Raw genomic sequence first — 23811 nt, forward strand, 5'->3', positions numbered from 1 at the left:
GGGGGCTGGCCCCCGAAGCGCCGCAGGCTTTCGGGAAGGGGCGGCGTGGGGAAGACTTCACGGCCCCCACGGCGCCCCCGGCACCACCAGCGGCGAGCCGGTGACGGGATCGGGAACGACCACGCACTCAAGCCCGAACACCTCGCGTACGAGATCCGCCGTCACGACCTCGGCAGGCGGCCCGGAGGCCACCACCTCACCCGCCCGCATCGCCACGAGATGATCCGCGTACCGAGCCGCCTGGTTCAGGTCGTGCAGGACGACGACCACCGTCCGCCCCCGGTCATGGTTCAACTGCCGTACCAGATCCAGCACTTCCACCTGGTGGGAAATGTCCAGAAACGTCGTCGGCTCGTCGAGCAGCAGCAGCGACGTCTCCTGCGCGAGGGCCATCGCGATCCACACCCGCTGCCGCTGACCACCCGACAACTCGTCCACGGACCGCTCCGCCAGCTCGGCGACGTCCGTACGTTCCATCGCCTCCGTGACCGCCCGCTCGTCCTCGTCGGACCACTGCTGCCACCAGTGCTGGTGCGGCTGCCTGCCGCGCGCCACGAGGTCCGCGACGGTGATCGCCTCGGGCGCGACCGGCGACTGCGGCAACAGCCCGATCTGCTGGGCGATCCGCTTCGTCGGCAGCTTCGCGAGCGCCGTGCCGTCGAGCAGCACCGAACCGGCCCTGGGCTTGAGCAGCCGCCCGAGCGCGCGCAGCGTCGTCGACTTGCCGCAGGCGTTCGGCCCGACGATCACCGTCACCTCGCCGTCGGGTATGTCCAGGTCGAGGCCGTCCACGACGGTGCGGTCCTCGTAGGCCAGGGTCAGCCCCTGGGCGCTGAGCCGGGTCACGACTACGACTTCCCTCCGACGGTACGGCTACGGACGATGAGCCAGATCAGGTACGGGGCGCCGACCGCAGCCGTCAGCACACCCACCGGCAGCTCGGTCGGCGAGAACAGCCGACGCGCGAGCAGGTCCGCGAGGACCACGATCACGGCGCCGGTCAACGCGCTGGACACCAGCGGGATCTGCGCGGTCCGCGTCATCCGGCGGGCGACCTGCGGGGCGAGCAGCGCCACGAAGTCGACCGGACCGGCGGTCCCCGTGGCCACGGACGCGAGCACCACCCCGAGCAGTACGAGCCCGAGCCGGACGCGCCCGAGCCGTACGCCGAGCCCGGTCGCCGTGTCGTCGTCCATGGTGACGGTGCGCTGCGCGCGGGCCGCCCAGGCGACGGCGGGCAGCAGGATCAGCAGCGTGGAGCCGAGCAGCTCCGCCTCGGGCCAGGAACGGCCGTTGAGGGAGCCGGTCATCCAGATCTGCGCCTGCTGCGCGACGAGGTAGTCGCCCTTCGTCATGAACAGCGTGGTCACGGACCGCAGCGCGATCGCGAAGCCGATGCCGATCAGCACGAACCGGGTGGCCTGCAGCCCGCCGCGCCAGGCGAAGACGTACACGAGCGCGGCCGCCGCGACCCCGCCCGCGATCGACACGTACGGCAGCACGGCGTACGAGGTGACGCCGAAGGTGAGCGCGCCCACGGTGAGCGCGCTCGCGCCCTGGCTGATGCCGATGATGTCGGGGCTGGCGAGCGGGTTGCGCGCGACGGTCTGGATCAGCGCGCCCGCGACCCCGAACGCGGCCCCGACGAGCAGGCCGACGACCATCCGCGGCAGCCGCAGTGTCCCGACGACCAGCTCGTCGGGCGAGGGCTGCCCGAGGACGACCTTCAGGACTTCGGTGGGGGGTACGAAGCTTTCTCCTACGCAGAGGTAGGCGAGTGTGGTCGCGGCGAGGAGCAGGGCGAGGATCCCTGTGACCCATACGGATCGGCGGTGTACGAGGAAGGAGGCCTTGCCCATGCGGGCCACTGCGTACCCGGCTGGACGCTGACGTACAGGGCACCCGGCACCGGGGTGCTGTGCCCACCCGTTCCGCCCTGCGGAACGATTGCCCACAGCGGCAGCGGCAGCGGTAGAGGTAGCAGGAGTACGGGACTTCATGCCGCCACCGCCTTCCTCCGTACCAGCGTCACCAGGAACGGCACCCCGATCAGGGCCGTCATCACGCCCGCCGGGACCTCGCTCGGCGGGAAGATCACGCGGCCGACGGTGTCGGAGACGAGCAGCATGACCGGGCCGATCAGCGCGGCCATCGGCAGCAGCCAGCGGTGGTCGCCGCCGACGATCGCGCGGGCGATGTGCGGCACCGCGAGGCCGACGAACGCGATCGGTCCGGCGGCCGCGACCCCGACGCCGGTCAGTACGGTCGCGCCGAGCCCGCCGACGACGCGGACCGTCGCCACGTTCTGGCCGAGGCCCTTCGCCACGTCCTCGCCGAGCGCGAGCGCGTCCAGGCCGCGGGCCACGGACACCACGAGGACCACGCCGACGAGCAGGAACGGCCAGGTCTGCGCGACCACTTCGGCGTCCCGTCCGGCCACCGAGCCGACCTGCCAGAAGCGGAACTCGTCGAGCGCGGCGGCCTTCGTGGTGAGGACGGCCATGGTGACGGAGACGAGGAGCGCGTTGATCGCGGCGCCGCCGAGCGCCAGCTTCACGGGGGTGGCGCCGCCGCGGCCGCGGGCGGCGATGGCGTACACCGCGACGGAGGCGAGCCCGGCGCCCGCGAAGGCGAACCATACGTACCCGGTCAGCTCGTGCACCCCGGCGAAGGCGATGGCGAGGACGACCGCGGCGGACGCGCCCTGGCTGATGCCGAGGAGGCTGGGGTCGCCGATCGGGTTGCGGGTGATGCCCTGCAGCGCGGTACCGGCGAGGGCGAGGGCCGCGCCGACCATCAGGCCGATCACCGTGCGCGGCACGCGCAGTTCGCGGACGACCTGGGCGGCGTCGCTCTGGCCGCCGTGCAGCAGGGCGTCGAGTACGGCGGTGGGGGCGATGGCGCGGGCGCCGACGGCGAGCGAGAGCAGTACGGCGACCGCGAGGGCCGCAACTGCCGCACCGGTCAGGGCGATGCGTCGGGCCACCGGCTTGCTTCGCGCGGCGGCGGGAGGGGCGGCGGCCATATGACCCTTTGAGGACGGGAGACGGACTGAGATGACGGGAGAAGGACTGAGATACGGAGACGGACTGAGCTTAGGCTTGGCTAAGTGTAAGGGGCAGGGTTCCGGCCAGGATGTTCCGGCCAGGATCGGCACAATGGCCGGCATGGCATCGCAGCAGAACACCCCCGCCCGGCAGCCCGCACCGCTCACCGTCGGCTTCGACCTCGACATGACCCTGATCGACTCGCGCCCCGGCATCAAGGCCGCCTACCAGGCGCTTTCCGCGGAGACGGGCACGTTCATCGACGCCGACCTGGCCGTCACCCGGCTCGGGCCGCCCCTCGACGAGGAGCTCGCGTACTGGTTCCCCGAGGAGCGGATACCGGAGATGGCCGACCGCTACCGTGAGATCTACCCCACACACGCCATCGCCCCGACCCTCGCGATGCCCGGCGCCCGCGAGGCCGTCGCCGCCGTCCGGGCGCAGGGCGGCCGCGCGATCGTCGTCACCGCCAAGCACGAGCCCAACGCCAAGCTGCACCTCGCCCACCTCGGCATCGAGGCGGACGCGGTGATCGGCTGGCTGTGGGCGGAGGCCAAGGCGGAGGCGCTGCGCGAACACGGCGCCGCGGTGTACGTGGGCGACCACATCGGGGACGTACGCGGAGCCCGCGGCGCCGACGCGCTCTCCGTGGCCGTACCGACCGGGCCGTGCGCGCCGGACGAACTCCGCACCGCGGGCGCCGACGTCGTACTCGGCGACCTCACGGACTTCCCGGAGTGGCTGGCGTCCTACCGGGCCGCCGAGCGGGCCTGACGCCGCTGCACGGAGATGGTCCGCAGCACCCCGGCCGCGGCGATCACGAAGCCCACGCCCATCAGCATGCACACGGCGTACGCCACGGTGGGGAACGGTTCCGTGCCCAGGAACAGCGGGGCCACGGTGACCAGGGTGGCCACGGCCCCGACGAAGAAGACGATCGCGCCGAGCCGGACAAGCCGGTCGCCCGAGCCGGACGGAGGGCCGGAAGGCGTGCCAGAAGGTGTGTCACTCACCCGGCCAGGGTAGTTCCCTGCGCAAAGAGAGCCGGACCGAGACCGGGAAAGCAGTCTTGTCACCCGCCACCGGACCATTAGCCTTGGTCCCGGCGGGTCGAGCGGCCCGCCAGACTGCTATCCAGGGCCGCGTGCGACGCGCGTGCGACGCGCGTACGAGAACAGACGAGGACGGACAGACGTGCCTACCGGCAAGGTCAAGTGGTTCAACAGCGAGAAGGGCTTCGGCTTTCTCTCCCGTGACGACGGCGGTGACGTCTTCGTTCACTCGTCCGTGCTGCCCGACGGGGTCGATTCACTCAAGCCCGGACAACGCGTGGAGTTCGGTGTCGTCGCAGGCCAGCGCGGGGACCAGGCGCTGTCCGTGACGCTCCTGGACCCGGCGCCCTCGGTCGCCGCGGCCCAGCGCCGCAAGCCCGACGAGCTGGCGTCGATCGTGCAGGACCTGACCACGCTCCTGGAGAGCGTCTCCCAGCAGCTGGAGCGCGGCCGCTACCCCGACAAGGCGCACGGCGCGAAGATCGCGGGCATGCTGCGCGCGGTCGCCGACCAGCTGGACGTCTAGACCCCGGAACCCGTAACCCGTAACCCGTAACCCTTACGGAAACCGCAGCGCATCCCGGCCGAGGGGCGGTACCAGCCCCTCGGCCGCCGCGCGGGTGAGCAGCCCGCGCACGGCCGCGTAGCCGCTCTCGCCGAGGTCGGCCGTGAACTCGTTGACGTACAGGCCGATGTGCTGGTCCGCGACGGCCGGGTCCATCTCCTGCGCGTGCGCGAGGACGTAGCCCCGGGAGGCCTGCGGGTCGTCCCAGGCCATCCGGACCGAGGAACGCGCCGCGTCCGCGAGGGACTTCAGGACGTCCTCGCCGAGCGAGCGCTTCGCGATGATCGCGCCGAGCGGGATCGGCAGGCCCGTGGTGTGCTCCCAGTGCTCGCCCATGTCGGCGAGGCAGTGCAGCCCGTACTCCTGGTACGTGAACCGGGCCTCGTGGATGACGAGTCCGGCGTCGACCTCGCCGTCGCGCACGGCGGGCATGATCTCGTGGAACGGCAGCACGACGATGCGCGGGGCGCCGTCCCGCACCGTGTCCGCGGCCCACAGCCGGAACAGCAGATAGGCCGTCGACCGCTCGCTCGGCACCGCCACCGTCTTCCCGGCCAGATCCGTGCCCGGCTCGCGGGTGAGTACGAGCGGCCCGCAGCCCCGGCCGAGCGCCCCGCCGCAGGGCAGCAGCGCGTACTCGTCGAGGACGTACGGCAGGACCGCGTACGACACCTTCAGGATGTCGAACTCGCCGCGCTCCGCCATGCCGTTGGTGAGGTCGATGTCGGCGAACGTGACGTCGAGCTCCGGCGCCCCCGGTACCTGTCCGTGCGCCCACGCGTGGAAGACGAACGTGTCGTTGGGGCAGGGCGAGTACGCGATGCGCAGGCTCACGGCGACTCCTCAGCGGGAAGGACCAGTACGGGAACGAGGGCGCCGAAGGCGGCGGTGAGCGCGGCCAGCGCGTCCCCGATGCGCCAGGCGGCACGGTCGCGGGGGCCCACCGCGTTGGACACGGCCCGCACTTCGAGCACCGGGACGCCGTGCGCGGAGGCGGCCTCGGCCACGCCGAAGCCCTCCATCGCCTCGGCGGCGGCCCGCGGGTGGCGGTACCGCAGCTCGGCGGCGCGGTGCGCGCTGCCGGTCACGGTGGAGACGGTGAGGACGGTGCCGGTACGGGCGCCGGTGACGGTGGCCGCGAGCCGTACGAGCGCGGGCGGCGGGGTGTGTTCGGCCGTACCGAAACCGAGGTCGGTGACCGACAGGAAGCCCTCGCCGGTCTCGGCGCCCAGGTCGGCGGCGAGGATCGCGTCGGCGACGACCACCGAGCCGACCGGCGCCTCGGGCTGGAAGCCGCCGCCGATCCCCGCCGACACCACCAGGTCGTAGGGCTCACCGCGGAGTGCGGCCGTGGTGAGCGCGATGGCGGTACCGGCGGCGGCCGCGGCCGGGCCCACGCCGACGGCGACGCAGTCGTAGGCCGACCGGTGCTCGGGCGGGGAAGCGGATACGGCCCGGGCCACAGCGTCCCGCTCGGCGGGAACCGCTGTGGCGATCAGAATCCGGGGCTCAGGAACTCCTACTCACCCTTCTTGAGCTCGAAGTGCCAGATGCCCTTCAGCTGGTTGCCGTCCGTCTCCACCAGCGAGACCTGCGCCTTCTTCAGCGCCGGGCCGCCCTGGCCGGAGGAGAAGAACACATTGCCGGGGATGGAGCGGTACGTCTTCTTGAACGGCTCCTGCTCGGCCTGCTGGCCGCCGATGAAGAGGGTCCAGCCGTGCTCGGCGACCTCCGGGTCGACGCCGAAGCGGACCTTGTCGTCCATGCTGACCGTGATGGTCTTCTCGGCTTCCTTCTCCAGGCAGGACTTGATCTCGCTCTCGCCGATCGCCTTGCCCTCGCTGTAGCAGGCGGCCTCGGTGTGCACGGACGTGCCGTTGACCGTCACGGTCGCGAGCGGCGTCGGCTTCTCACAGGCCGAGAGGGCGAGAAGTCCGGCGGACACGGCGCCGAGGGCGGCAGCGGTGCGGCGGCCCTTGGCCGTCATACGCAGGGAGGTCATGCGCGAAAGGCTATCTGGCGCCCCCGCACCTCCCGCCACGCGGGGTCCGGCGTGCCGTGCGCCCGCCCCGTCCCCGCAGGCCGCCCGCCCGTCCCGTCCCTGCAGGCCGCTCCCCTGCCTCGCGGAAGTGACGGCACACCGTGACGTCACTTCACGCGGGGGGCATGCCCCTCCCGGTGCGCCACCCTGACCAGCCCCCGCACCGTCGTCAGCCAGCCGAGCGCCACGATGCACGCGCCCACGCCCAGGCCGAGGCCGCCGTCCAGGGGCAGCGAGATGCCGATGCCGCCGCCGATCACCCACGACATCTGCAGCAGCGTCTCCGAGCGGGCGAACGCCGAGGTGCGGACCAGCTCCGGCACGTCCCGCTGGATCAGCGCGTCCAGGGACAGCTTCGCGAGCGCCTGGCCGAGGCCCGCCACCGCTCCGAGCGCGGCGATCAGCGGAGTCCCGTAGAACACCGACGCGGCGATCGCGACGACCAGGACGAAGCCGACGACGGTCACGATGATCAGCTCCGGCGGCCGTTTGCGGAGCGCGGCGCCCACCGCCGTACCGAGCGCGTTCCCCGCGCCCGCCGCGACCGCCACCATGCCGAGGGACACGGCGGCGCTCTGCCCGCTGAGCGGCTCCTCGCGCAGCAGGAACGCCAGGAAGAAGATCAGGAACCCGGAGAGGCAGCGCAGCGAGGCGTTCGCGGCCAGCCCGTGCGTCACCGCCGGGCCGACCGTGCGCAGGCCCGGCTTCTTGCCGTGCGGCAGATGCAGGTGCTCCTCGTCCGCCGCGAGCAGCGCGCGCGACTCACCGCGCGCCGAGTCGACCTTGTGCGGCAGCCGGAACGAGAGGAACGCCCCGAACAGAAACACCGCGCACGCCGCGTACAGCGGCCACGGCGGCCCGATCTGATGCAGCCCGGCCCCGATCGGCGCGGCGACACCGGTCGCGAGCAGCCCGCCGAGCGTCACCCGCGAGTTGGCCTTCACCAGCGAGAACGTCGGTGGCAGCAGACGCGGTACGACGGCGCTGCGCACCACTCCGTACGCCTTCGACGCGACGAGGACGCCGAGGGCCGCCGGATACAGCTCGATCGACCCCGTGGCCACCGCGCCCGACAGGGTCAGCGCGAGCAGCACCCGCGCCAGCATCGAACCGGCCATCGCCGCCCGCCGGCCGTGCGGCAGCCGGTCCAGAAGCGGGCCGACCACGGGGGCCAGGAGTGTGAACGGGGCCATCGTGATCGCCAGATAGAGCGCGACCCGGCCGCGCGCCTCGTCCGTCGGCACGGAGAAGAACACCGTCGAGGCGAGGGCCACCGTGATCAGCACGTCGCCCGCGCCGTTCACGGCGTGCAGCTCGATCAGCTTGCCGAGACCCGACTCGCCCGCACCGTGCGCGTGCGTCGCCTTCCTGATGCCCTTCACGGGAAACGTGAACGGCAGGTGCAGGGCACGGCCGACCACGCGGCCCACTCTGCGCAGCGGGCTCGCTCGCTCCGGCGGCGGTGATCCGGGCGGTGATCCGGGCCGTGATCCTGAAGGAGAGGCCACCCCGTCATAGTGCCCCAAGCCGGACGTTCGGATACGGGTACGGACGGCGAAGGGCGTACCGGCGGCCGGACCGGGGCCATTCGGAACCGTTTGGAACCGTTCGCAACCGTTCGGAACCGTACGGTGATCTTCTCGGGGCGGACGCCGTGTGGGCTCTGGCGCTTCGAGGGGGTAGCGTGCGTAGCGCGCCAGCGGCGGTTGTTCTTGGCCGCGCGCCTCTTCGTCATCGCGCAGAATGGATGGTGTAGGCGCGCCCGGGAGTGACCGGGCGCGGACGTCGACGCGGCCCACTGGTCCGCTCCGTCCGTGCCCCGCACCGAAGGACGGCGCACCCGTGAGACGGCGTAGGAGAGAAGCGATACCTGTGAGCGCAGCGACAACGCGAAGCCGCACCCCTGACCGCCTGTGCGCCGAGGCGATCGACCTCGCCAGGGCCGCGGCCGAGGAGGCCGCCGCACCCGGCGTCGTCGGTGAGCACGTCGAGGTGGTCTCCGAGGGGGACCGGGTCGTCACGCACTTCTTCGAGTGCGAGGAGACCGGGTACCGCGGCTGGCGCTGGGCCGTCACCGTCGCCCGCGCCTCCCGCGCGAAGGTCGTCACGCTCGACGAGACCGTGCTGCTGCCCGGCCCCGATGCCCTCCTCGCGCCGGAGTGGGTGCCGTGGAGCGAGCGCCTGCGCCCCGGCGACCTCGGCCCCGGCGACCTCCTTCCCACCGACGCGGACGACCTGCGCCTGGAGCCCGGGTACACGGGCGAGGACGAGCCGGCCCCCAACTCTCCTGTCTCCGACGAGATGGCCGACCTGGTCGAGGCCGAGGACGCGGAGGTCACCGACGGCCCGCCGGCCACCCTGCCGCTCGCCCCGCTGCGCGGCTCCATCGCCGCGGTCGCCGAGGAGCTCGGCATGCGCCGCGCCCGCGTCCTGTCCCGGTACGGCCTGCACGTCGCCGCCGACCGCTGGGAGGAGGGGTACGGCGCGAAGACGCAGATGGCCCAGGCGGCCCCCGCGAGCTGCGTCAGCTGCGCCTTCCTGATGCCGCTCGCCGGCTCCCTGCGCCAGGCCTTCGGCGTCTGCGCCAACGAGTTCAGCCCCGCCGACGGCCACGTGGTGTCCCTGGCGTACGGCTGCGGCGGCCACTCGGAGGCAGCGGTCATGCCGAAGCCCCCGCGCCCGGCGCCGCACGTCCACGACTCGATGAACGTCGACGTCCTGCCGCTGCGCCCCTCCCGGGAAGGATCCGTGTCCACGGAACCTTCGGGCGACGGCTCGGAGGACTTGGGCCACAGCTAGGTCTTTTGGGGGTACGGGGAGCTGGGCGCTCGGCGCGTTCCGGGTACGGGGTGAGCTGAGCGCTCGGCGCGTTCCGGTGCGGGTTGTCGTCGCAGCCGTTCACCCGGCACGTTCCGGTGCAGGTTGTCGTCGCAGCCGTTCACCCGGCACGTGCGGGGTGCCCCCCGCCCCCGAAGCCGTTCACCCGGCACGTTCCGGTGCAGGTAGTCGTCGCAGCCGTTCACCCGCCACGTTCGGGGCGCCCGACGCCGTCGTAGCCGTTCACCCGGCACGCCCCGGTGCGCCCCCTCTCCCACCCACCCGCCCCCACCCACGAGTTGGGCACCCGCACCGCACCGCCTCACGGCGCCCCGTACACCGAAAAACCGGGAACCGTGACCGCTCCGGTCGCCCTAGGCCGAGCCCGTGCGCCCGGCGCGTGCAGGTCCCCGAAGGCCGAGCCGTTCACCCCGGCACGTCCAGGTCCCCGCAGGCCGAAGCGAGGAAGCCAGGCTCACGCCGCCTCCCAACCCCCCACCCGCACCCCATGAATCCGCTCGGGCCCCACATCCCGCCCCCGTAGGGCCATGTCCAGGGCCCAGCGGCGGTGGGCCTGGGCGCGCTGTTCTGCCGGAACGAACTTCGGGCGGGCGTGGACGTGGACGTACGGGCGGAGGGTGTTCCAGAGGGGCGGGTCGACGTACAGGGTCGTGTCGTCGGCCGCGTCCCGCGCGTACGGGCTGCTGCGGCGCGGCGGAGTGACCACCCGGTGCGGTGGGGGCGACGAGACCCCCGGGGCAGGCGTGCGGCGGCGGGTGCCGCTGGGCGGGAGGAGGCGGGCGAGGAGGCGGGCGAGCAGGTTCACGTCGTACGGGCCTTCCGCGTGAGGGAGTTCAGCTCTGCCACCCGCGCGCTCAGCAGCTCCGTGGCCGTCACCGGACGTACCCGGTCCGGCCGTACGTCCCACTCCCGACCGCCGAGCAGCGGCCGCAGCTGCACGTAGCCGCCCTGATGGCCCATTACCTCGCCGACCCGGCCGGTCTCTTCGTCCCGTACGGTCTCGCCGACCTCCGGTCGAGGAACGCTCACCGCCCCGCCCCCAGCGCCTCGGCCAGCGTCCGCGCCGTCGTGACGTCGCAGCGGCCCAACTCGATGAGCGGGTACGGGTTCTCGCGGGCGCACGACACCTGGTCGAGGCGGAGCGACGGCAACTTCAACCCGACCGCCGCGAGCGCCGCCCGCAGCGGGTCCCGCACCGACTCCGCCTCCCTGATCCGCTCCTCGGCTGCGTTCATGACCTGCACCTCTCTGCTCTCTGTAGCGAACTGCTCACAGATTGGCGTCGGCATGCGTAGCTTGAGAAGGGGGTGCGGTGTGACCCGTCATTTGTCACGTGGTGAAGGGGAGTTGGCGGATGACCAGTACGTACGGGGAGTGGTTGCGGGCCCGGCGGGAGGCCTGCGGCATGACCCAGGAGCAGTTGGCCCATGCGGCGCATATGACGCGGAGTCATATCGCCCATATCGAGGCGGGGCGGAGGATTCCGTCGGCGGAGGATGCGCGACGGTTGGACAAGGCATTGGGTACGGGGGATGTGCTCAGCAGTTTCCGGCCCGGGAGCGACTCCACTCTCGCGGACTACTTCGAGGCGGCACGGGTGCTGGAGCAGCAGGCAGCCATCATCCGGGAGTTCGCGCCCATTTACGTGCCGGGCATCCTGCAGACCCGCAGCTATGCCGAAGCGGTGCTCGGAACCTGGCCTCAGCCCCGTACCGAGGAGGAACGTGACCGGCATGTGGTCACACGGCTGGATCGGGCGAAGATCCTTGAGAATCCGATGACACCCGTGGTGTGGGCCCTGCTTGATGAATCCGTCCTGCGCCGCCCTGTGGGCGGGGAAGACGTGATGGCAGAGCAGATCGAGCACCTCATCGATCTGGTCCGGGGGCGGCGTATCCGCGTGCACGTGATGCCCACGGCCCGAGGCGCGTACGCCGTGCTGCACGGGATGATGACGCTGATGTGGTTCGAGGATCAGCCGCCTGCCGCGTATACGGAAGGGGCGTACGTCGGTCAGCTGCATGACTCACCGGCCGTCGTCCAGCACCTCCAGCACGCCTACGACGTTGCGCTGAGCGACGCGCTGCCTTTGGATGAGTCGTTGGCCTTTATGACTGCACGAGCAAAGGAACACCGGCGCCATGACTGACCGCACACTTCCGGATGCCGGCGCGCTCGACGGCTGGCGCAAGTCGTCGTACAGCAACGCCGAGTCCGGCTCCTGCCTCGAAGTCCTCGACGGACACCCCACCATCCCCGTCCGCGACTCCAAATCCCCCCACGGCCCCGCCCTCCTCTTCTCCCCGTCCGCCTGGACCGCGTTCGTCAACGCGCTCAACGCGGAAGCATGAGGCAGGTCAGGCAGCCTCGTCATGCGGGGTGAGGTCGATCGTCAGGTCGGCGTCCAGAGCGCGGGCCAGTCGGCGCAGCAGGGGGATGGTGGGCACGGTGCCGCCGCCTTCGATGCGAGAGATCTGCGGCTGCTGCATGCTGCAGCGCTCGGCGAGTTCGGTCTGGGAGAGTCCGAGCGCGGAGCGCCGGTCATGGACGAGCTGGCCGAGGTCGTGGGCCAGTTCGGCCTCCTCGTACAGCCGGTCGTACTCGGGGCTGCCCTCGACCGCCTCGCCGAGGAGCTTGCGGTGGCGGCGGGTCTTCCACTCGGCGTGGTTCATCGCAGTTCCTCCTTGATGTCACGGTCGTAGACCTCGTGGGCGGTGGCCGGCTCGTGACTCGTCTCGCACGTTTCTTGCGCCGCGCGGGCGCGTTCCAACTCGGCCGTCTCGCGCATCTTGGTCTTGCGGAAGACGGTGAGCAGCACGACGCGGCGGCCCGGCGCCAGCCAGTAGGTGATCCGCTGGGCGTTGCCTCCGAGGTCGAAGCGTAGTTCGCGGAGCTTCCCGCCGAGGTGGCGGCTGTAGGGCTCGCCGAGCGTGGTGGCGTTCTCCGCAAGGCGGTCGGCCTTCTGCTCGGCTATCACGTAGTGGTGGGCGGGCAGATTCGTCAGCCAGAGGCGGACCTCAGGCTCGATTTCGATCGTGTACCGCTCACCGGTCATGCATCAGATGTTATATGGCGCGGATGTTATAGGCCAAGCCAGGCCAGGCCAGGCCAGGCGCGGCCGGGCCGGGCCGCCTCGCCGGCGACCGCTGACCGGCCCGCCAGGAGGTCCCGGCGCTCACCCGGTACCTTCAGGCGACAGAGCGAACCCGCGGCAGCCCGCAGCCGCGGCGCCCGCCGCCGACAAGGAGGACCCACCGTGAGCAGATTCGTCCGGCCCGCGCCCGAGGGGGCCGACCCGTTCGGCACCGTGGGGCTGCGGCGGGCCGTGCTCGACGCGTGGGCCGCCGCTCCTGCACGGTTCCGGGAGGACGCCAACGCCGAGGAGGATCTCGCGCTCGGCGGGTACCGGGACCGGCTCGTCGTGGAGCTCGCGCAGAACGCCGCCGACGCCGCTGCCCGAGCGAAAGTCCCCGGGCGGCTGCGGCTCACCCTCCGTGACGGGGTGCTCGCCGCGGCGAACACCGGCGCCCCGCTGGACGCGGCCGGCGTCGAGTCGCTCAGTACGCTGCGGGCCTCCGCAAAGCGGGACAGCGGGGGGAGTGCGACGGTCGGGCGGTTCGGGGTCGGGTTCGCCGCCGTGCTTGCCGTGAGTGATGAACCGGCCGTCGTGGGCCGGTCCGGTGGCATCAGGTGGTCGCTGGCCGAGGCGCGCGAGCTGACCGCCGCCGTCGCCGCCGAACGCAGCCCCGAGCTCGGCGAGGAGATCCGCCGCCGGGACGGTCATGTGCCGCTGCTGCGACTGCCGTTCGCGGCGGAGGGGTCCGCGCCCGACACGTACGACACCGTCGTCATCCTGCCGCTGCGGGACGCGGCCGCCGAGGCGCTGGTGGAGCGGCTGCTCGACGGGATCGACGATGCCCTCCTGCTCGCCCTGCCCGGGCTGACGGAGGTCAGCGTCGAGAACGGCGACCGCACCCGCACCCTCACCCGCGATCACGACGGCCCGTACGCCCGGATCACCGACTCCGCGCACGGTACGACCCGCTGGCGGACTGTGGAGCGCAACGGGCGGCTCGATCCGGAGCTGCTGCGGGACCGGCCCACCGAGGAGCGGGCGCGGCCGCAGTGGTCGGTGACGTGGGCGGTGCCCGTGGACGGGGAGGGGGCGCCGCAGAGGCCCCGTACCGCGCCCGTCGTGCACGCGCCGACGCCGAGTGACGAGGCGCTCGGGGTGCCGGCGCTCCTGATCGGCTCGTTCCCGCTCGACACCACGCGCCGGCACGCCGCGCCGGGCCCGCTGACGGACTTCCTGGTGGCGCGGGCGGCCGAGGCGTACGCCCAACTCCTCGCCGAATGGCGGCCGTTGACGACCGGGATCATCGATCTCGTGCCGGGCGCCCTGGGCGCCTCCGCGCTTGACGGCGCGCTGCGCGCCGCCGTGCTCGAACTGCTGCCGCGCACCGCGTTCCTCGCCCCGGCCGCACCGCCGGAAGAGGGCGACGAGGACGAGGGCGGCAAGCCCGTCGCGCTGCGGCCCTTCGAGGCCGAGGTCGTCGAGGGCGCCGGGGACGAGACCGTACGGGTGCTCGCCGAGGTGCTGCCGACGCTGCTGCCCGCGGGCCTGGAGCGCCGTGTCGAGCTGCGCACCCTCGGTGTGGCGCGGCTGCCGCTGCAGGACGCCGTGGACCGGCTCGCCGGTCTGGAGCGGGAGCCGGGCTGGTGGTGGCGGCTGTACGAGTCCCTCGCCGGGGTCGATCCGGACCGGCTGAGCGGGCTTCCCGTGCCGCTCAGCGACGGGCGTACGGCGATCGGGCCGCGGTATCTGCTGCTGCCCGGGCCCGACACCCCCGAGGGGCTGGCCCGGCTCGGCCTGAAGGTCGCGCACCCCGAGGCCGCGCACCCGCTGCTCGAAAAGCTGGGCGCCCTGCCCGCCACGCCGCGCGCCGTCCTCACCACCCCGCAGGTGCGCGCGGCCGTCGCCGCCTCCCTCGACGACGACATCTGGGACGAAGACGGCCTGGAGAGCGAGGAGTTGGCGGAGGTCGTGCTCACCCTCGTGCGCGACGCCGGCCTTGAGCCCGGTGACGAACCCTGGCTCGGCGCGCTCGCCCTGACCGACGACGAGGGCGAGCCCGCGCCCGCCGGGGAGCTGGTCCTGCCCGGCAGTGCCTTCGCCTCCGTCATGCGGGAAGGTGAACTCGCCCTCGTAGAGCAGGAGTTGGCCGACCGCTGGGGTGAGCAGCCGCTTGCCGCGTGCGGGGTGCTCGCGGGCTTCGCGCTGGTCCGCGCCACCGATGTCGTGCTCGACCCGGACGAACTGGAGCCCCGCGAGGGGGACTTCGCGGAGCCGGACGACGCGGGGCTGCTCGACGCGGTCGACGTGTGGTGCGAGGACGTCCTCGACCAGCTGCCCGACACGCCCGTACCGCCCGTCGCCACCGAACTCGTCGCCGTACGCGATCTCGACCTGGTCGACGACGACCGCTGGCCGCAGGCGCTCGCGCTGCTCGCCCAGCCGCCGCTGCGGGACGCGCTGACGCAGCCGGTGCGGGTGCTGCTGCCCGACGGCACCACCGAGTCCGTACGCCCGTACACCGCCTGGTGGCTGCGCGGGCACCCGGTGCTCGACGGGCGGCGCCCGGCCGGACTGCGCGCCGCGGGCGGCGATCCGCTGCTCGCCGGGCTTTACGAGGAGGCGGACGCCGCCGGGTTCGAGGACGAGCAGGTGCTGCGGGCGCTCGGCGTCCGTACGTCCGTGGCCGCGCTGCTCGACGAGCCGGGCGGCGCGGCGGAGCTCCTTGACCGCCTCGCGGACCCCGATCTCGCCGTCTCGGCGGCCCAACTGCACGCACTGTACGGGGCGTTGGCGGAGCTCGACCCGGATCAGGTGACGCTGCCGGAGGAGCTGCGGGCGGTGGTCGACGGGCGGGTGACGGTGGTGGACGCGGCCGACGCGGTGGTCGCGGACGCGCCGGATCTGCTGCCGCTGACGGCTGGGCTCGCGCTGCTGCCGGTCGCCCCCGCGCGGGCGGCGGACCTCGCGGAGCTGTTGCAGGTGCGGCGGTTGAGCGGTGACGTGCGGGCGGAGGTGGCGGCGGAGGGCGTCGAGCGTGCGGTGCCCGAGTCGGTGCGTACGCTGCTCGGCTCGGCGACCCCGGCTTCGTACCGGGAGCACGAGGAGCTGCTGGTGGGCGGGGTTGAGCTGGACTGGCGCCGGACGCCGGACGGCACAGTGCACGCGGCGACCCTGGAGGGCGTCGCGGCGGGCCTCGCCTGGGCGGCGCGGCAGTGGCCTCGGCGGTTCGAGGTGGGGGTTCTCCTCGAGGACCCCTCGCGGACGGAGGAGCTGAGCCGGGACCGCTGGTTCGACTGATTTTTCCCCTACCCGCCCCTTCCCGAAAGTCTTGCCAGACGGGCCTCCTCAATCGCCGGAGGGGCTCAGTTTTGAGCCCCTCCGGCGATTGAGGAGCGGGGGTCCGGGGGCGGAGCCCCCGAAGCCGCTGCAAGCTTTCGGGAAGGGGCGGGGAGGGGAAGAAAACCTACGCGGGGAACCGCCGATCCACCCACCTGAACGCGAATTCGACCAGCACAGCCGCCCCCACCGCGATCCCCACCGCCGACCACGGCATCGTCGCCCCCACCAGTCTCAGCTTGAACATCTCCTGGAGCCACGGCACGACCATGACGAGCAGGAAGCCCGCGCCCATCGCGGCCACCAGGCAGATCCGCCACCAGGTGTAGGGGCGGGCGATGATCGCCAGGACCCACATGGCGATCAGGAACAGCGTCAGCGTCGCCGCGCTGGTCTCCGCCTCGCGCGCGCCCGCCCCCGCGTAGTGGGCGCGCGCGAGCAGGTACGTACTGAACGTCGCCAGGGCCGCGATGATGCCGCCGGGGATCGCGTACCGCATGACCCGGCGGACGAAGTGGGCCTTCGCGCGCTCCTTGTTCGGGGCGAGCGCGAGGAAGAACGCCGGGACGCCGATGGTCAGGGTGGACAGGAGCGTCAAGTGCCGGGGCAGGAACAGATACTCGACCTGCGTGCAGACCACGAGCAGAGCGAGCAGCACCGAGTAGACGGTCTTGACGAGGAACAGCGTGGCGACGCGCGTGATGTTGCCGATGACGCGGCGGCCCTCGGCGACCACCGAAGGCAGCGTCGCGAAGCTGTTGTTCAGGAGCACGATCTGGGCGACGGCCTTGGTGGCCTCGGAGCCGGAGCCCATGGACACGCCGATGTCGGCGTCCTTGAGGGCGAGGACGTCGTTGACGCCGTCGCCGGTCATCGCGACCGTGTGGCCCTTGGACTGCAGCGCCCCCACCATGTCCCGCTTCTGCTGCGGCGTGACCCGCCCGAACACAGCGTTGGCGTCGAGCGCCTCCGCCATCTCCCCCTGCTCCTTCGGCAGGGTGCGGGCGTCCACGGTGCGCTCGGCGCCGGGCAGGTCCAGCTTGGCGGCGACGGCGCCGACGGAGATCGCGTTGTCCCCGGAGATCACCTTGGCCTGGACGTTCTGCTCCTCGAAGTAGCGCAGGGTGTCGGAGGCGTCGGGGCGCAGCCGCTGCTCCAGGACGACCAGGGCGTGCGGGCGGGCGCCGGCGGAGATCTCGGGGGCGTCGAGGTCCGTACCGCTGCGGGCGAGGAGGAGGACGCGCAGGCCCTGGTGGTTGAGCTCCTCGATCTCGTCGAGCAGGGCGTCCCCGGCGGGCAGCAGGACGTCGGGGGCGCCGAGCAGCCAGGTGGAGGTCTCGCCGTCGCCCTCGCTGAAGCTGGCGCCGCTGTACTTGCGGGCCGAGGAGAACGGCAGCGACTCGATGCAGCGCCACTCCTCGCTGTCCGGGTAGGCGTCGATGATCGCCTGGAGCGAGGCGTTGGGCCGCGGGTCGGACTCGCCGAGGGCGCCGAGGACCTTCGTCACGTACGCATCGTCGGCGCCGTGCAGGGGCCGGACCTCGGTGACGTCCATGCCGCCCTCGGTGAGGGTGCCGGTCTTGTCGAGGCAGACGGTGTCGACGCGCGCGAGCCCTTCGATGGCGGGCAGTTCCTGGACGAGGCACTGCTTGCGGCCGAGCCGGATCACGCCGATCGCGAAGGCCATGGACGTGAGGAGCACGAGCCCTTCGGGGATCATCGGGACGATGCCGCCGACGGTGTACGCGATGGACTCCTTGAACTCGTCGTTCTTCACGACGAGTTGGGAGATCACCAGGCCGATGGAGGTCGGCACCATCAGCCAGGTCACGTACTTGAGGATGGTGGAGATGCCGGAGCGCAGCTCGGAGTGGACGAGCGTGAACCGGGAGGCCTCCTCGGCGAGCTGTGCCGCGTAGGCCTCGCGGCCGACCTTGGTGGCGGTGAAGGCGCCGCCGCCCGCGACCACGAACGAGCCGGACATCATGACGTCCCCCGGCTTCTTCACCACGGGGTCGGCCTCGCCGGTCAGCAGGGACTCGTCGATCTCCAGGCTGTCGGTCTCGACGCACTCGCCGTCGACCACGATCTTGTCGCCAGGACCGATCTCGATGAGGTCGTCGAGCACGATCTCCGAGGTGGAGATCTCGGCGGCCCGCCCGTCCCGCCGGACCGTGGGTCTGGTCTCGCCGATCACGGCCAGGTTGTCGAGCGTCTTCTTGGCGCGGAGCTCCTGGATGATGCCGATGCCGGTGTTGGCGAGGATCACGTACCCGAAGAAGGTGTCCTGCCACGGCGCGACGAACATCATGATCACCCAGAGGACGCCGATGATCAGGTTGAACCGGGTGAAGACATTGGCGCGGACGATGTCGGTGACGGAGCGGCTGGAGCGCACCGGTACGTCATTGACCTCGCCGCGGGCGACACGCTCGGCGACCTCGGCGGTGCTGAGGCCAAGGGCGGCCACCGCAGCTGTCGCCGGACGCCTGGATCCCGCTCCCGGTCCGGCGTCGAGGGCGGTCCCCTGCCGTGCGGGGTCCGGCCCCTCGGTGTCGATGCGTGCCCGCTGCGTCATGGTTCCGACGGTACGGGCCACGGGCGCCCTTCACCCGTCGAGCGCAGGGGAATCAGGGACGGGTCAGGGGACCCCCTGGGGGCTCTGCGACCTGGGTACTACGGGGCTTGTGACCTGGGGGCTACGCAGTCGAGTCCGGAGAGTCCGGAGAGTCCGGAGAGTCCGGAGAGTCCGGAGAGTCCGGCGAGGCCGCCGTCGCCTCGGCCGCTTCACGCTCGGCCGCGTCCGTCGCCTCGGCCGCTTCCCGCTCGGCCGCCTGCCGTTTGATGGCCGCGTCGCGCCCCCGTACGTACCAGATGCCGATGCAGCCGAGGCCCGCGCCGGCCAGGCAGGTCCACACCCACCAGGTCTGGCCGCGGTCCTCGAACCAGCCGTAGAAGGGGAGCTGTACGAGGAAGAGGACGAACCAGAGGATCGTGCCGCCCGTGATGGTGGCGACGACGGGGCCTTCGAGCGGCTCCGGCGCCTCGTGAGTGGGTGATCCCGAAAAGAGTCCGGCCATGTGCTCAAGCTTACGAGGCCCGTACGGGCGGGAGTGCGGGGCCTCGGGGATCCCGGCGGCGCAAGGGTCTACGCGCGGAGATAGCGATTTTTGCCTTATGTATTCATACTGAAACGGCTTGAGTCTGACCGCTTTTCTTCGTAAGAAGCTACAAGGTGCGCGTGACTCGGCCGCCCCCACAGCACCCTTTCGGCGAGCCCCGCCATGAACGTCTGAGGTTCACGCATGACCCCCTCGGCCCCGGTCGACGACCCCAAGCAGTCCCCGTCGGGGGCGCCCACCAGCGCACTCGACCGGTACTTCAAGATCACCGAGCGGGGTTCGACCCTGGCCCGCGAGGTCCGCGGCGGCTTCGCCACCTTCTTCGCGATGGCCTACATCATCGTGCTGAACCCGATCATTCTCGGCAGCGCGAAGGACATGTACGGCAACCAGCTGGACAACGGCCAGCTGGTCACGGCGACCGCGCTCACGGCGGCGTTCACCACGCTCCTGATGGGCGTCATCGGCAACGTCCCGATCGCGCTCGCCGCCGGACTCGGCGTGAACACCGTCGTCGCCCTCCAGCTCGCCCCCCGGATGAGCTGGCCGGACGCGATGGGCATGGTGGTCCTCGCGGGCTTCGTGGTGATGCTGCTCGTCGCCACCGGTCTGCGCGAGCGGGTCATGAACGCGGTGCCGCTCGGCCTGCGCAAGGGCATCGCCATCGGTATCGGCCTGTTCATCATGCTGATCGGCCTCGTCGACGCCGGTTTCGTCTCGCGCATGCCCGACGCCGCGCACACCACCGTCCCGCTCCAGCTCGGCGCCGACGGTCACCTCAACGGCTGGCCCGTCCTGGTCTTCGTCCTCGGTGTGCTGCTCACGCTCGCGCTGATCGTCCGCAAGGTGCCGGGCGCGATCCTGATCTCCATCGTGGTGATGACGATCGTCGCGATGGTCATCAACGCCGTGGCCACCGTGCCCTCCTGGGGCCTTACCACCCCGAAGTGGCCGGGCAACCCCGTCGCTTCGCCGGACTTCGGGCTCGTCGGTCAGGTCAGTCTGTTCGGCGGCTTCGAGAAGGTCGGCCTGCTCACCGGTGTGCTGTTCGTCTTCACCGTGCTGCTCTCCAGCTTCTTCGACGCCATGGGCACGATCATGGCCGTCGGCGAGGAGGCCGAGCTGATGGACGAGAACGACAACATGCCGGGCATGAGCAAGGTCCTGTTCGTCGACGGCATCGCGGTGGCCTGCGGTGGCGCCAGCTCCTCCTCGGCGACCACCTGCTTCGTGGAGTCCACGGCCGGTGTCGGTGAGGGGGCCCGTACGGGATTCGCGAACATCGTCACCGGCGGCCTCTTCACGGTCGCGCTGTTCCTCACGCCGCTCGCCACGATGGTGCCGTCCGGCGCGGCCACCCCCGCGCTGATCGCGGTGGGCTTCCTGATCCTGTCCGGTTCGATCGGCGCGATCGACTGGAAGGACTACACGATCGCGATCCCGGCGTTCCTCACGATGGTGATGATGCCGTTCACGTACTCGATCACGAACGGCATCGGCATCGGCTTCATCACGTTCACGGTGCTGCGGGTCGCCGCCGGACGGGCCCGCGAGGTGCCGGTGGCGATGTACGCGGTCTCCGCGGTGTTCGCCTTCTACTACCTGATGCCGGCGCTCCAGCTGACGTAGCCCCTGGGGTCTAGCGCCAGCTGTGCTTGCCGCCGACGAGGAGCGTGTGCTCAAGCACGTCCTCCATCGGGTCGTCGATCTGACCGGTGTGGACGAGCGTGACGACGGGGGCGTTGTGCGAGTTCGTGTGGGTCTCGTCCGCGGCCGCGGTGCCCGCGGCGGCCGCGCTGAAGGTCATCACCAGGGGCAGAAGGGTCATCATCTTTTTCATGCCCTGATCAACGACACCGCTGATCACGGGATGCGATTCGTCAACAGGCGGGGTCGGCAGCTGGGCGATCACCGCACACCGTAGAACCTCTCCGTCTCCTCGACGGCCGTCTTGAACCGCTCGTCGAAGTCGTCACGAATGAGCGTCCGGACCACATAGTCCTGGACGCTCATTCCTCTTTTCGCCGCGTGACCCCGGAGCCGGTCGAGCAGCTCTCCGTCTATGCGCAGGCTGAGCACGTTGGTCTCCATGAACATCAGGGTCGCCGGACCACGACCGGCGGCGTGTCACTTTCCGCAGCCGCCTCACTCGTACGGGTGATCCGGATCGATTCCGCTTCCGAGCGCCCAGGAAATGGGCTGTTCCTTAGTCAGGGTAATGAGTTATGCTAACGAACATGCCGGACCTCTCCCATGGCGACGACGTAGCCGCCGTGAACGCACTCCGCTCCGCGATCATGCGCATCGGGCGCCGCCTGAAGCACCAGCGGGTCGACGAGTCGCTGAGCCCGACCGAAATGTCGGTGCTCGGCACCCTCGCCCGCTGCGGCTCCGCGACCCCGGGCGAGCTCGCCCGCAAGGAGCACGTACAGCCGCCGTCGATGACCCGCATCGTGGCCCTGCTCGAAGCCAAGGGACTGGTCCGGCTCGAACCGCACCCCGAGGACCGCCGCCAGAAGGTGGTCAGCCAGACCGAGACCGCCGAGGCGATGCTCGAGGAGAGCCGCCGCAAGCGGAACGCCTGGCTGGCCCAGCTGGCGGAGGGCCTCGACGAGGCCGAGTGGGAGAAGCTGCGCGCCGCCGCACCCGTACTGGAAAAGCTCGCCCACCTGCAATAACCGCACGACCGCACGACCGCACGACCGCACGACCGCACGACCGCCAAGTACCAAGGAGGCGAACCCCTTTGAGTACGGGATCCGGAGCAGACTCCGCCCCCGCACCAGCCACCCACGACACCGCTGTCCGCACCGACTCCCGCAAGCCGAGCATGTTCAGCTCGCTGAAGATCCGTAACTACCGGCTCTTCTTCACGGGCCAAGTCGTCTCCAACACCGGCACCTGGATGCAGCGCATCGCCCAGGACTGGCTGGTGCTCAGCCTCACCGGCTCCGCCACCGCCGTCGGTATCACCACCGCGCTGCAGTTCCTGCCGATGCTGCTCTTCGGGCTCTACGGCGGCGTGCTCGTCGACCGGCTGCCCAAGCGGAAGCTGCTGTTCTTCACCCAGACCGCGATGGGTCTGACCGGTGCCGCGCTCGGTGTGCTCACCCTCAGCGGGCACGTCCAGGTCTGGCACGTCTACCTCACCGCGTTCCTGCTCGGCCTCGTCACCGTCGTCGACAACCCGGCGCGGCAGACCTTCGTCTCGGAGATGGTCGGCAAGGAGCAGCTGGCCAACGCCGTCAGCCTGAACTCCGCCAACTTCCAGTCCGCGCGCCTGGTCGGGCCCGCCGTCGCCGGTGTCCTGATCACCGCGGTCGGCAGCGGCTGGGCGTTCCTGCTCAACGGCCTCTCCTTCCTGGCGCCGATGGCCGGTCTCGCCCTGATGCGGACGGCCGAGCTGCACAAGGCGGACCGGGCGCCGCGCGGCAAGGGGCAGCTGAAGGAGGGCCTGAAGTACGTCGCCGGGCGGCCCGAGTTGATCTGGCCGATCGTCCTCGTCGGGTTCATCGGCACCTTCGGGTTCAACTTCCCGATCTGGCTCAGCGCCTTCGTCGACGACGTCTTCGGCGGCGACGCAGGGACGTACGGCCTGCTCAACACCCTGATGGCGGCCGGTTCGCTCGTCGGTGCGCTGCTCGCGGCCCGGCGCGCCACCTCGCGCCTGCGGCTGCTCGTCGGGGCCGCGCTCGCCTTCGGCGTCCTGGAGGTCGTGGCGTCCTTCGCGCCCGCGTTCTGGCTGTTCGCGGCGCTGCTCGTGCCGATCGGCATGCTGGGCCTGACGGTCAACGTGACCGCCAACTCCAGCGTCCAGATGGCCACCGACCCGATCATGCGGGGCCGCGTCATGGCCCTGTTCATGATGGTCTTCACGGGCGGTACGCCGATCGGCGCGCCCCTCGTCGGCTGGATCACCGACACCTACGGCGCCCGCATCGGCTTCGCCGCGGGCGGCCTGATCGCCGCGCTCGCCGCGGGCACGGTCGGCCTGATCCTGGCCCGCGTCGGCGGCCTGCGCCTGAAGGTGGGCATGCACCACGGCCACCCGCAGGTCCGCTTCGTGCCGCGGGAGCAGCTGGCGACGGCGGCGTGAGGTCGTACGAGAGGTTGTACGAAGGGGCCTTCCAGGCGTCTCACAGACGGCGTTCGAGGACCTGCCCCCGCCAGCCGTCGTTCTCGTACGTCTCGGTCCGGGTGAAGCCCTGGCTCTCGTAGTACGCGACGAGCCGGCCGTCGCCGCCCGCGTAGCAGTCGACGCGGAGCAGGCCGAGGCCCTGGGCGCGGGTCTCGGCGGCGGCGTGCGCGAGCAGGGCGGCGCCCACGCCGCGGCCGGTGAACCGGGAGCCGGTGGCGAGCCAGTGCACGTACTGCTCGGGCTCGGCGGCCGGGGCGATCGCGGAGCCGGAGCCGGAGCCGGGGCCCGAGGTGAGGATGAGGGTGCCGGCGGGGGTGCTGTCGATCTCCGCGAGCCATGGGGTGCCCTCGGCGACGTACTCGTGGACCCGGCGCACGACTCCCGCACGGGTCGACAGCGGTTGGGTGCCCCACTGGGTGGTGCGGCCCGCGGTGACCAGGCGGGCGGCGGCGGAGTCGAGCAGTGCGAGTATCGCGGGGATGTCCTCGGCCCTGCCCTTACGGATCTCCATCCGCAGAGGTTAACCGTCGCTACGTGCGGAGGCTTTTCTCCCCTCCCCGCCCCTTCCCGAAATCCTGCGGAGCTTCGGGGGCTCC

Annotated in this window: 27 protein-coding genes; 9 read left to right on the forward strand and 18 right to left on the reverse strand. The window is 71.6% G+C overall.

Annotated features, from left to right (window positions below; genetic code table 11):
• Positions 1-57: 57 nt before the first annotated feature.
• The 3 genes from QIT00_RS37310 to QIT00_RS37320 form a co-directional block, all read right to left on the reverse strand.
• Positions 58-846, reverse strand: coding sequence for an ABC transporter ATP-binding protein (locus QIT00_RS37310; RefSeq protein ID WP_282539950.1), 789 nt, complete (start codon positions 844-846; stop codon positions 58-60).
• Positions 847-848: 2 nt separating this feature from the next.
• Positions 849-1859: a FecCD family ABC transporter permease gene (locus QIT00_RS37315; RefSeq protein WP_282539951.1), complete on the reverse strand. Its 1011-nt coding sequence runs from the start codon at positions 1857-1859 to the stop codon at positions 849-851.
• Between the two features lie 137 nt (positions 1860-1996).
• Positions 1997-3025, reverse strand: a complete 1029-nt coding sequence (locus QIT00_RS37320; RefSeq protein ID WP_282539952.1) for a FecCD family ABC transporter permease — start codon at positions 3023-3025, stop codon at positions 1997-1999.
• A 133-nt stretch (positions 3026-3158) separates the two neighbouring features.
• Between QIT00_RS37320 and QIT00_RS37325 the strand changes: the two genes are divergently transcribed.
• A complete protein-coding gene (locus QIT00_RS37325; protein WP_408909938.1) occupies positions 3159-3821 on the forward strand; it encodes an HAD family hydrolase in 663 nt (220 codons plus the stop codon).
• Here QIT00_RS37325 and QIT00_RS37330 read toward each other — a convergent pair.
• Positions 3797-4060: a hypothetical protein gene (locus QIT00_RS37330; protein ID WP_282539954.1), complete on the reverse strand. Its 264-nt coding sequence runs from the start codon at positions 4058-4060 to the stop codon at positions 3797-3799. The genes QIT00_RS37325 and QIT00_RS37330 overlap by 25 nt on opposite strands.
• A 181-nt stretch (positions 4061-4241) precedes the next feature.
• Between QIT00_RS37330 and QIT00_RS37335 the strand changes: the two genes are divergently transcribed.
• Positions 4242-4625 carry a cold-shock protein gene (locus QIT00_RS37335; RefSeq protein WP_282539955.1) on the forward strand — a complete coding sequence of 128 codons (384 nt, stop codon included), beginning with the start codon at positions 4242-4244 and terminating at the stop codon, positions 4623-4625.
• A gap of 33 nt (positions 4626-4658) precedes the next feature.
• Here the strand turns inward: QIT00_RS37335 and QIT00_RS37340 are convergent, their stop codons facing one another.
• From QIT00_RS37340 to QIT00_RS37355, 4 genes are all read right to left on the reverse strand, one after another.
• On the reverse strand, positions 4659-5498 hold the full coding sequence (locus QIT00_RS37340) for a 1,4-dihydroxy-6-naphthoate synthase (protein ID WP_282539956.1): 840 nt from the start codon (positions 5496-5498) through the stop codon (positions 4659-4661).
• The gene (locus QIT00_RS37345) at positions 5495-6166 is read right to left on the reverse strand and encodes a futalosine hydrolase (RefSeq protein WP_282539974.1); all 672 of its coding nucleotides are present in this window, start codon (positions 6164-6166) and stop codon (positions 5495-5497) included. Before QIT00_RS37345 ends, QIT00_RS37340 begins: the two co-directional genes overlap by 4 nt.
• Positions 6167-6183: 17 nt before the next feature.
• Positions 6184-6666, reverse strand: coding sequence for a DUF2771 domain-containing protein (locus QIT00_RS37350; protein WP_282539957.1), 483 nt, complete (start codon positions 6664-6666; stop codon positions 6184-6186).
• Positions 6667-6812: 146 nt separating this feature from the next.
• Positions 6813-8144 carry an MFS transporter gene (locus QIT00_RS37355; protein WP_282539975.1) on the reverse strand — a complete coding sequence of 444 codons (1332 nt, stop codon included), beginning with the start codon at positions 8142-8144 and terminating at the stop codon, positions 6813-6815.
• Between the two features lie 433 nt (positions 8145-8577).
• On the opposite strand from QIT00_RS37355, the gene QIT00_RS37360 reads away from it, so the two are divergent.
• The gene (locus QIT00_RS37360; RefSeq protein WP_282539958.1) at positions 8578-9504 is read left to right on the forward strand and encodes a DUF3027 domain-containing protein; all 927 of its coding nucleotides are present in this window, start codon (positions 8578-8580) and stop codon (positions 9502-9504) included.
• A 493-nt stretch (positions 9505-9997) separates the two neighbouring features.
• Here the strand turns inward: QIT00_RS37360 and QIT00_RS37365 are convergent, their stop codons facing one another.
• Genes QIT00_RS37365 through QIT00_RS37375 form a run of 3 tightly spaced genes read right to left on the reverse strand, consistent with a single transcriptional unit; the run spans position 9998 to position 10778 of the window.
• Positions 9998-10348, reverse strand: a complete 351-nt coding sequence (locus QIT00_RS37365; RefSeq protein ID WP_282539959.1) for a hypothetical protein — start codon at positions 10346-10348, stop codon at positions 9998-10000.
• Positions 10345-10572, reverse strand: a complete 228-nt coding sequence (locus QIT00_RS37370; protein WP_282539976.1) for a hypothetical protein — start codon at positions 10570-10572, stop codon at positions 10345-10347. Before QIT00_RS37370 ends, QIT00_RS37365 begins: the two co-directional genes overlap by 4 nt.
• The gene (locus tag QIT00_RS37375; protein WP_282539960.1) at positions 10569-10778 is read right to left on the reverse strand and encodes a hypothetical protein; all 210 of its coding nucleotides are present in this window, start codon (positions 10776-10778) and stop codon (positions 10569-10571) included. The genes QIT00_RS37370 and QIT00_RS37375 overlap by 4 nt, the downstream gene beginning before the upstream one ends.
• A 119-nt stretch (positions 10779-10897) precedes the next feature.
• On the opposite strand from QIT00_RS37375, the gene QIT00_RS37380 reads away from it, so the two are divergent.
• Both QIT00_RS37380 and QIT00_RS37385 read left to right on the forward strand, forming a co-directional pair.
• Complete coding sequence (locus tag QIT00_RS37380; RefSeq protein WP_282539961.1) at positions 10898-11692, forward strand: helix-turn-helix domain-containing protein; 795 nt, start codon at positions 10898-10900, stop codon at positions 11690-11692.
• Entirely contained in the window at positions 11685-11894 is a 210-nt protein-coding gene (locus QIT00_RS37385; RefSeq protein ID WP_282539962.1) for a DUF397 domain-containing protein, read from the forward strand. Before QIT00_RS37380 ends, QIT00_RS37385 begins: the two co-directional genes overlap by 8 nt.
• A 6-nt stretch (positions 11895-11900) precedes the next feature.
• On the opposite strand, the gene QIT00_RS37390 is transcribed toward QIT00_RS37385, so the two are convergent.
• Together QIT00_RS37390 and QIT00_RS37395 are read right to left on the reverse strand one after the other, a co-directional pair.
• Positions 11901-12215, reverse strand: a complete 315-nt coding sequence (locus QIT00_RS37390) for a helix-turn-helix domain-containing protein (protein ID WP_282539963.1) — start codon at positions 12213-12215, stop codon at positions 11901-11903.
• Positions 12212-12598 (reverse strand): type II toxin-antitoxin system RelE/ParE family toxin, encoded by a 387-nt coding sequence (locus tag QIT00_RS37395; protein WP_282539964.1) that lies wholly within the window; start codon positions 12596-12598, stop codon positions 12212-12214. The genes QIT00_RS37390 and QIT00_RS37395 overlap by 4 nt, the downstream gene beginning before the upstream one ends.
• 201 nt (positions 12599-12799) lie before the next feature.
• Here QIT00_RS37395 and QIT00_RS37400 point away from each other — a divergent pair, with 201 nt between their 5' ends.
• Entirely contained in the window at positions 12800-15916 is a 3117-nt protein-coding gene (locus tag QIT00_RS37400) for a sacsin N-terminal ATP-binding-like domain-containing protein (protein ID WP_282539965.1), read from the forward strand.
• A 166-nt stretch (positions 15917-16082) separates the two neighbouring features.
• Here the strand turns inward: QIT00_RS37400 and QIT00_RS37405 are convergent, their stop codons facing one another.
• Positions 16083-18533 carry an HAD-IC family P-type ATPase gene (locus QIT00_RS37405; protein WP_282539966.1) on the reverse strand — a complete coding sequence of 817 codons (2451 nt, stop codon included), beginning with the start codon at positions 18531-18533 and terminating at the stop codon, positions 16083-16085.
• Between the two features lie 121 nt (positions 18534-18654).
• On the reverse strand, positions 18655-19035 hold the full coding sequence (locus tag QIT00_RS37410) for a DUF2530 domain-containing protein (protein ID WP_282539967.1): 381 nt from the start codon (positions 19033-19035) through the stop codon (positions 18655-18657).
• A 225-nt stretch (positions 19036-19260) separates the two neighbouring features.
• On the opposite strand from QIT00_RS37410, the gene QIT00_RS37415 reads away from it, so the two are divergent.
• Entirely contained in the window at positions 19261-20706 is a 1446-nt protein-coding gene (locus QIT00_RS37415) for an NCS2 family permease (protein ID WP_282539968.1), read from the forward strand.
• 10 nt (positions 20707-20716) lie between these two features.
• On the opposite strand, the gene QIT00_RS37420 is transcribed toward QIT00_RS37415, so the two are convergent.
• Positions 20717-20917, reverse strand: coding sequence for a hypothetical protein (locus tag QIT00_RS37420; RefSeq protein ID WP_282539969.1), 201 nt, complete (start codon positions 20915-20917; stop codon positions 20717-20719).
• 68 nt (positions 20918-20985) lie between these two features.
• A complete protein-coding gene (locus QIT00_RS37425) occupies positions 20986-21174 on the reverse strand; it encodes a ribbon-helix-helix protein, CopG family (protein WP_282539970.1) in 189 nt (62 codons plus the stop codon).
• A gap of 140 nt (positions 21175-21314) precedes the next feature.
• Here QIT00_RS37425 and QIT00_RS37430 point away from each other — a divergent pair, with 140 nt between their 5' ends.
• Together QIT00_RS37430 and QIT00_RS37435 are read left to right on the forward strand one after the other, a co-directional pair.
• Complete coding sequence (locus tag QIT00_RS37430) at positions 21315-21755, forward strand: MarR family winged helix-turn-helix transcriptional regulator (protein ID WP_282539971.1); 441 nt, start codon at positions 21315-21317, stop codon at positions 21753-21755.
• Between the two features lie 68 nt (positions 21756-21823).
• Positions 21824-23173 (forward strand): MFS transporter, encoded by a 1350-nt coding sequence (locus tag QIT00_RS37435; RefSeq protein WP_282539972.1) that lies wholly within the window; start codon positions 21824-21826, stop codon positions 23171-23173.
• A gap of 40 nt (positions 23174-23213) precedes the next feature.
• Here the strand turns inward: QIT00_RS37435 and QIT00_RS37440 are convergent, their stop codons facing one another.
• Positions 23214-23732, reverse strand: coding sequence for a GNAT family N-acetyltransferase (locus tag QIT00_RS37440; protein WP_408909939.1), 519 nt, complete (start codon positions 23730-23732; stop codon positions 23214-23216).
• Between the last annotated feature and the right edge of the window lie 79 nt (positions 23733-23811).

It is taken from the genome of Streptomyces luteolus (assembly GCF_029968015.1).
GTDB classification, from domain to species: Bacteria; Actinomycetota; Actinomycetes; order Streptomycetales; family Streptomycetaceae; genus Streptomyces; species Streptomyces luteolus.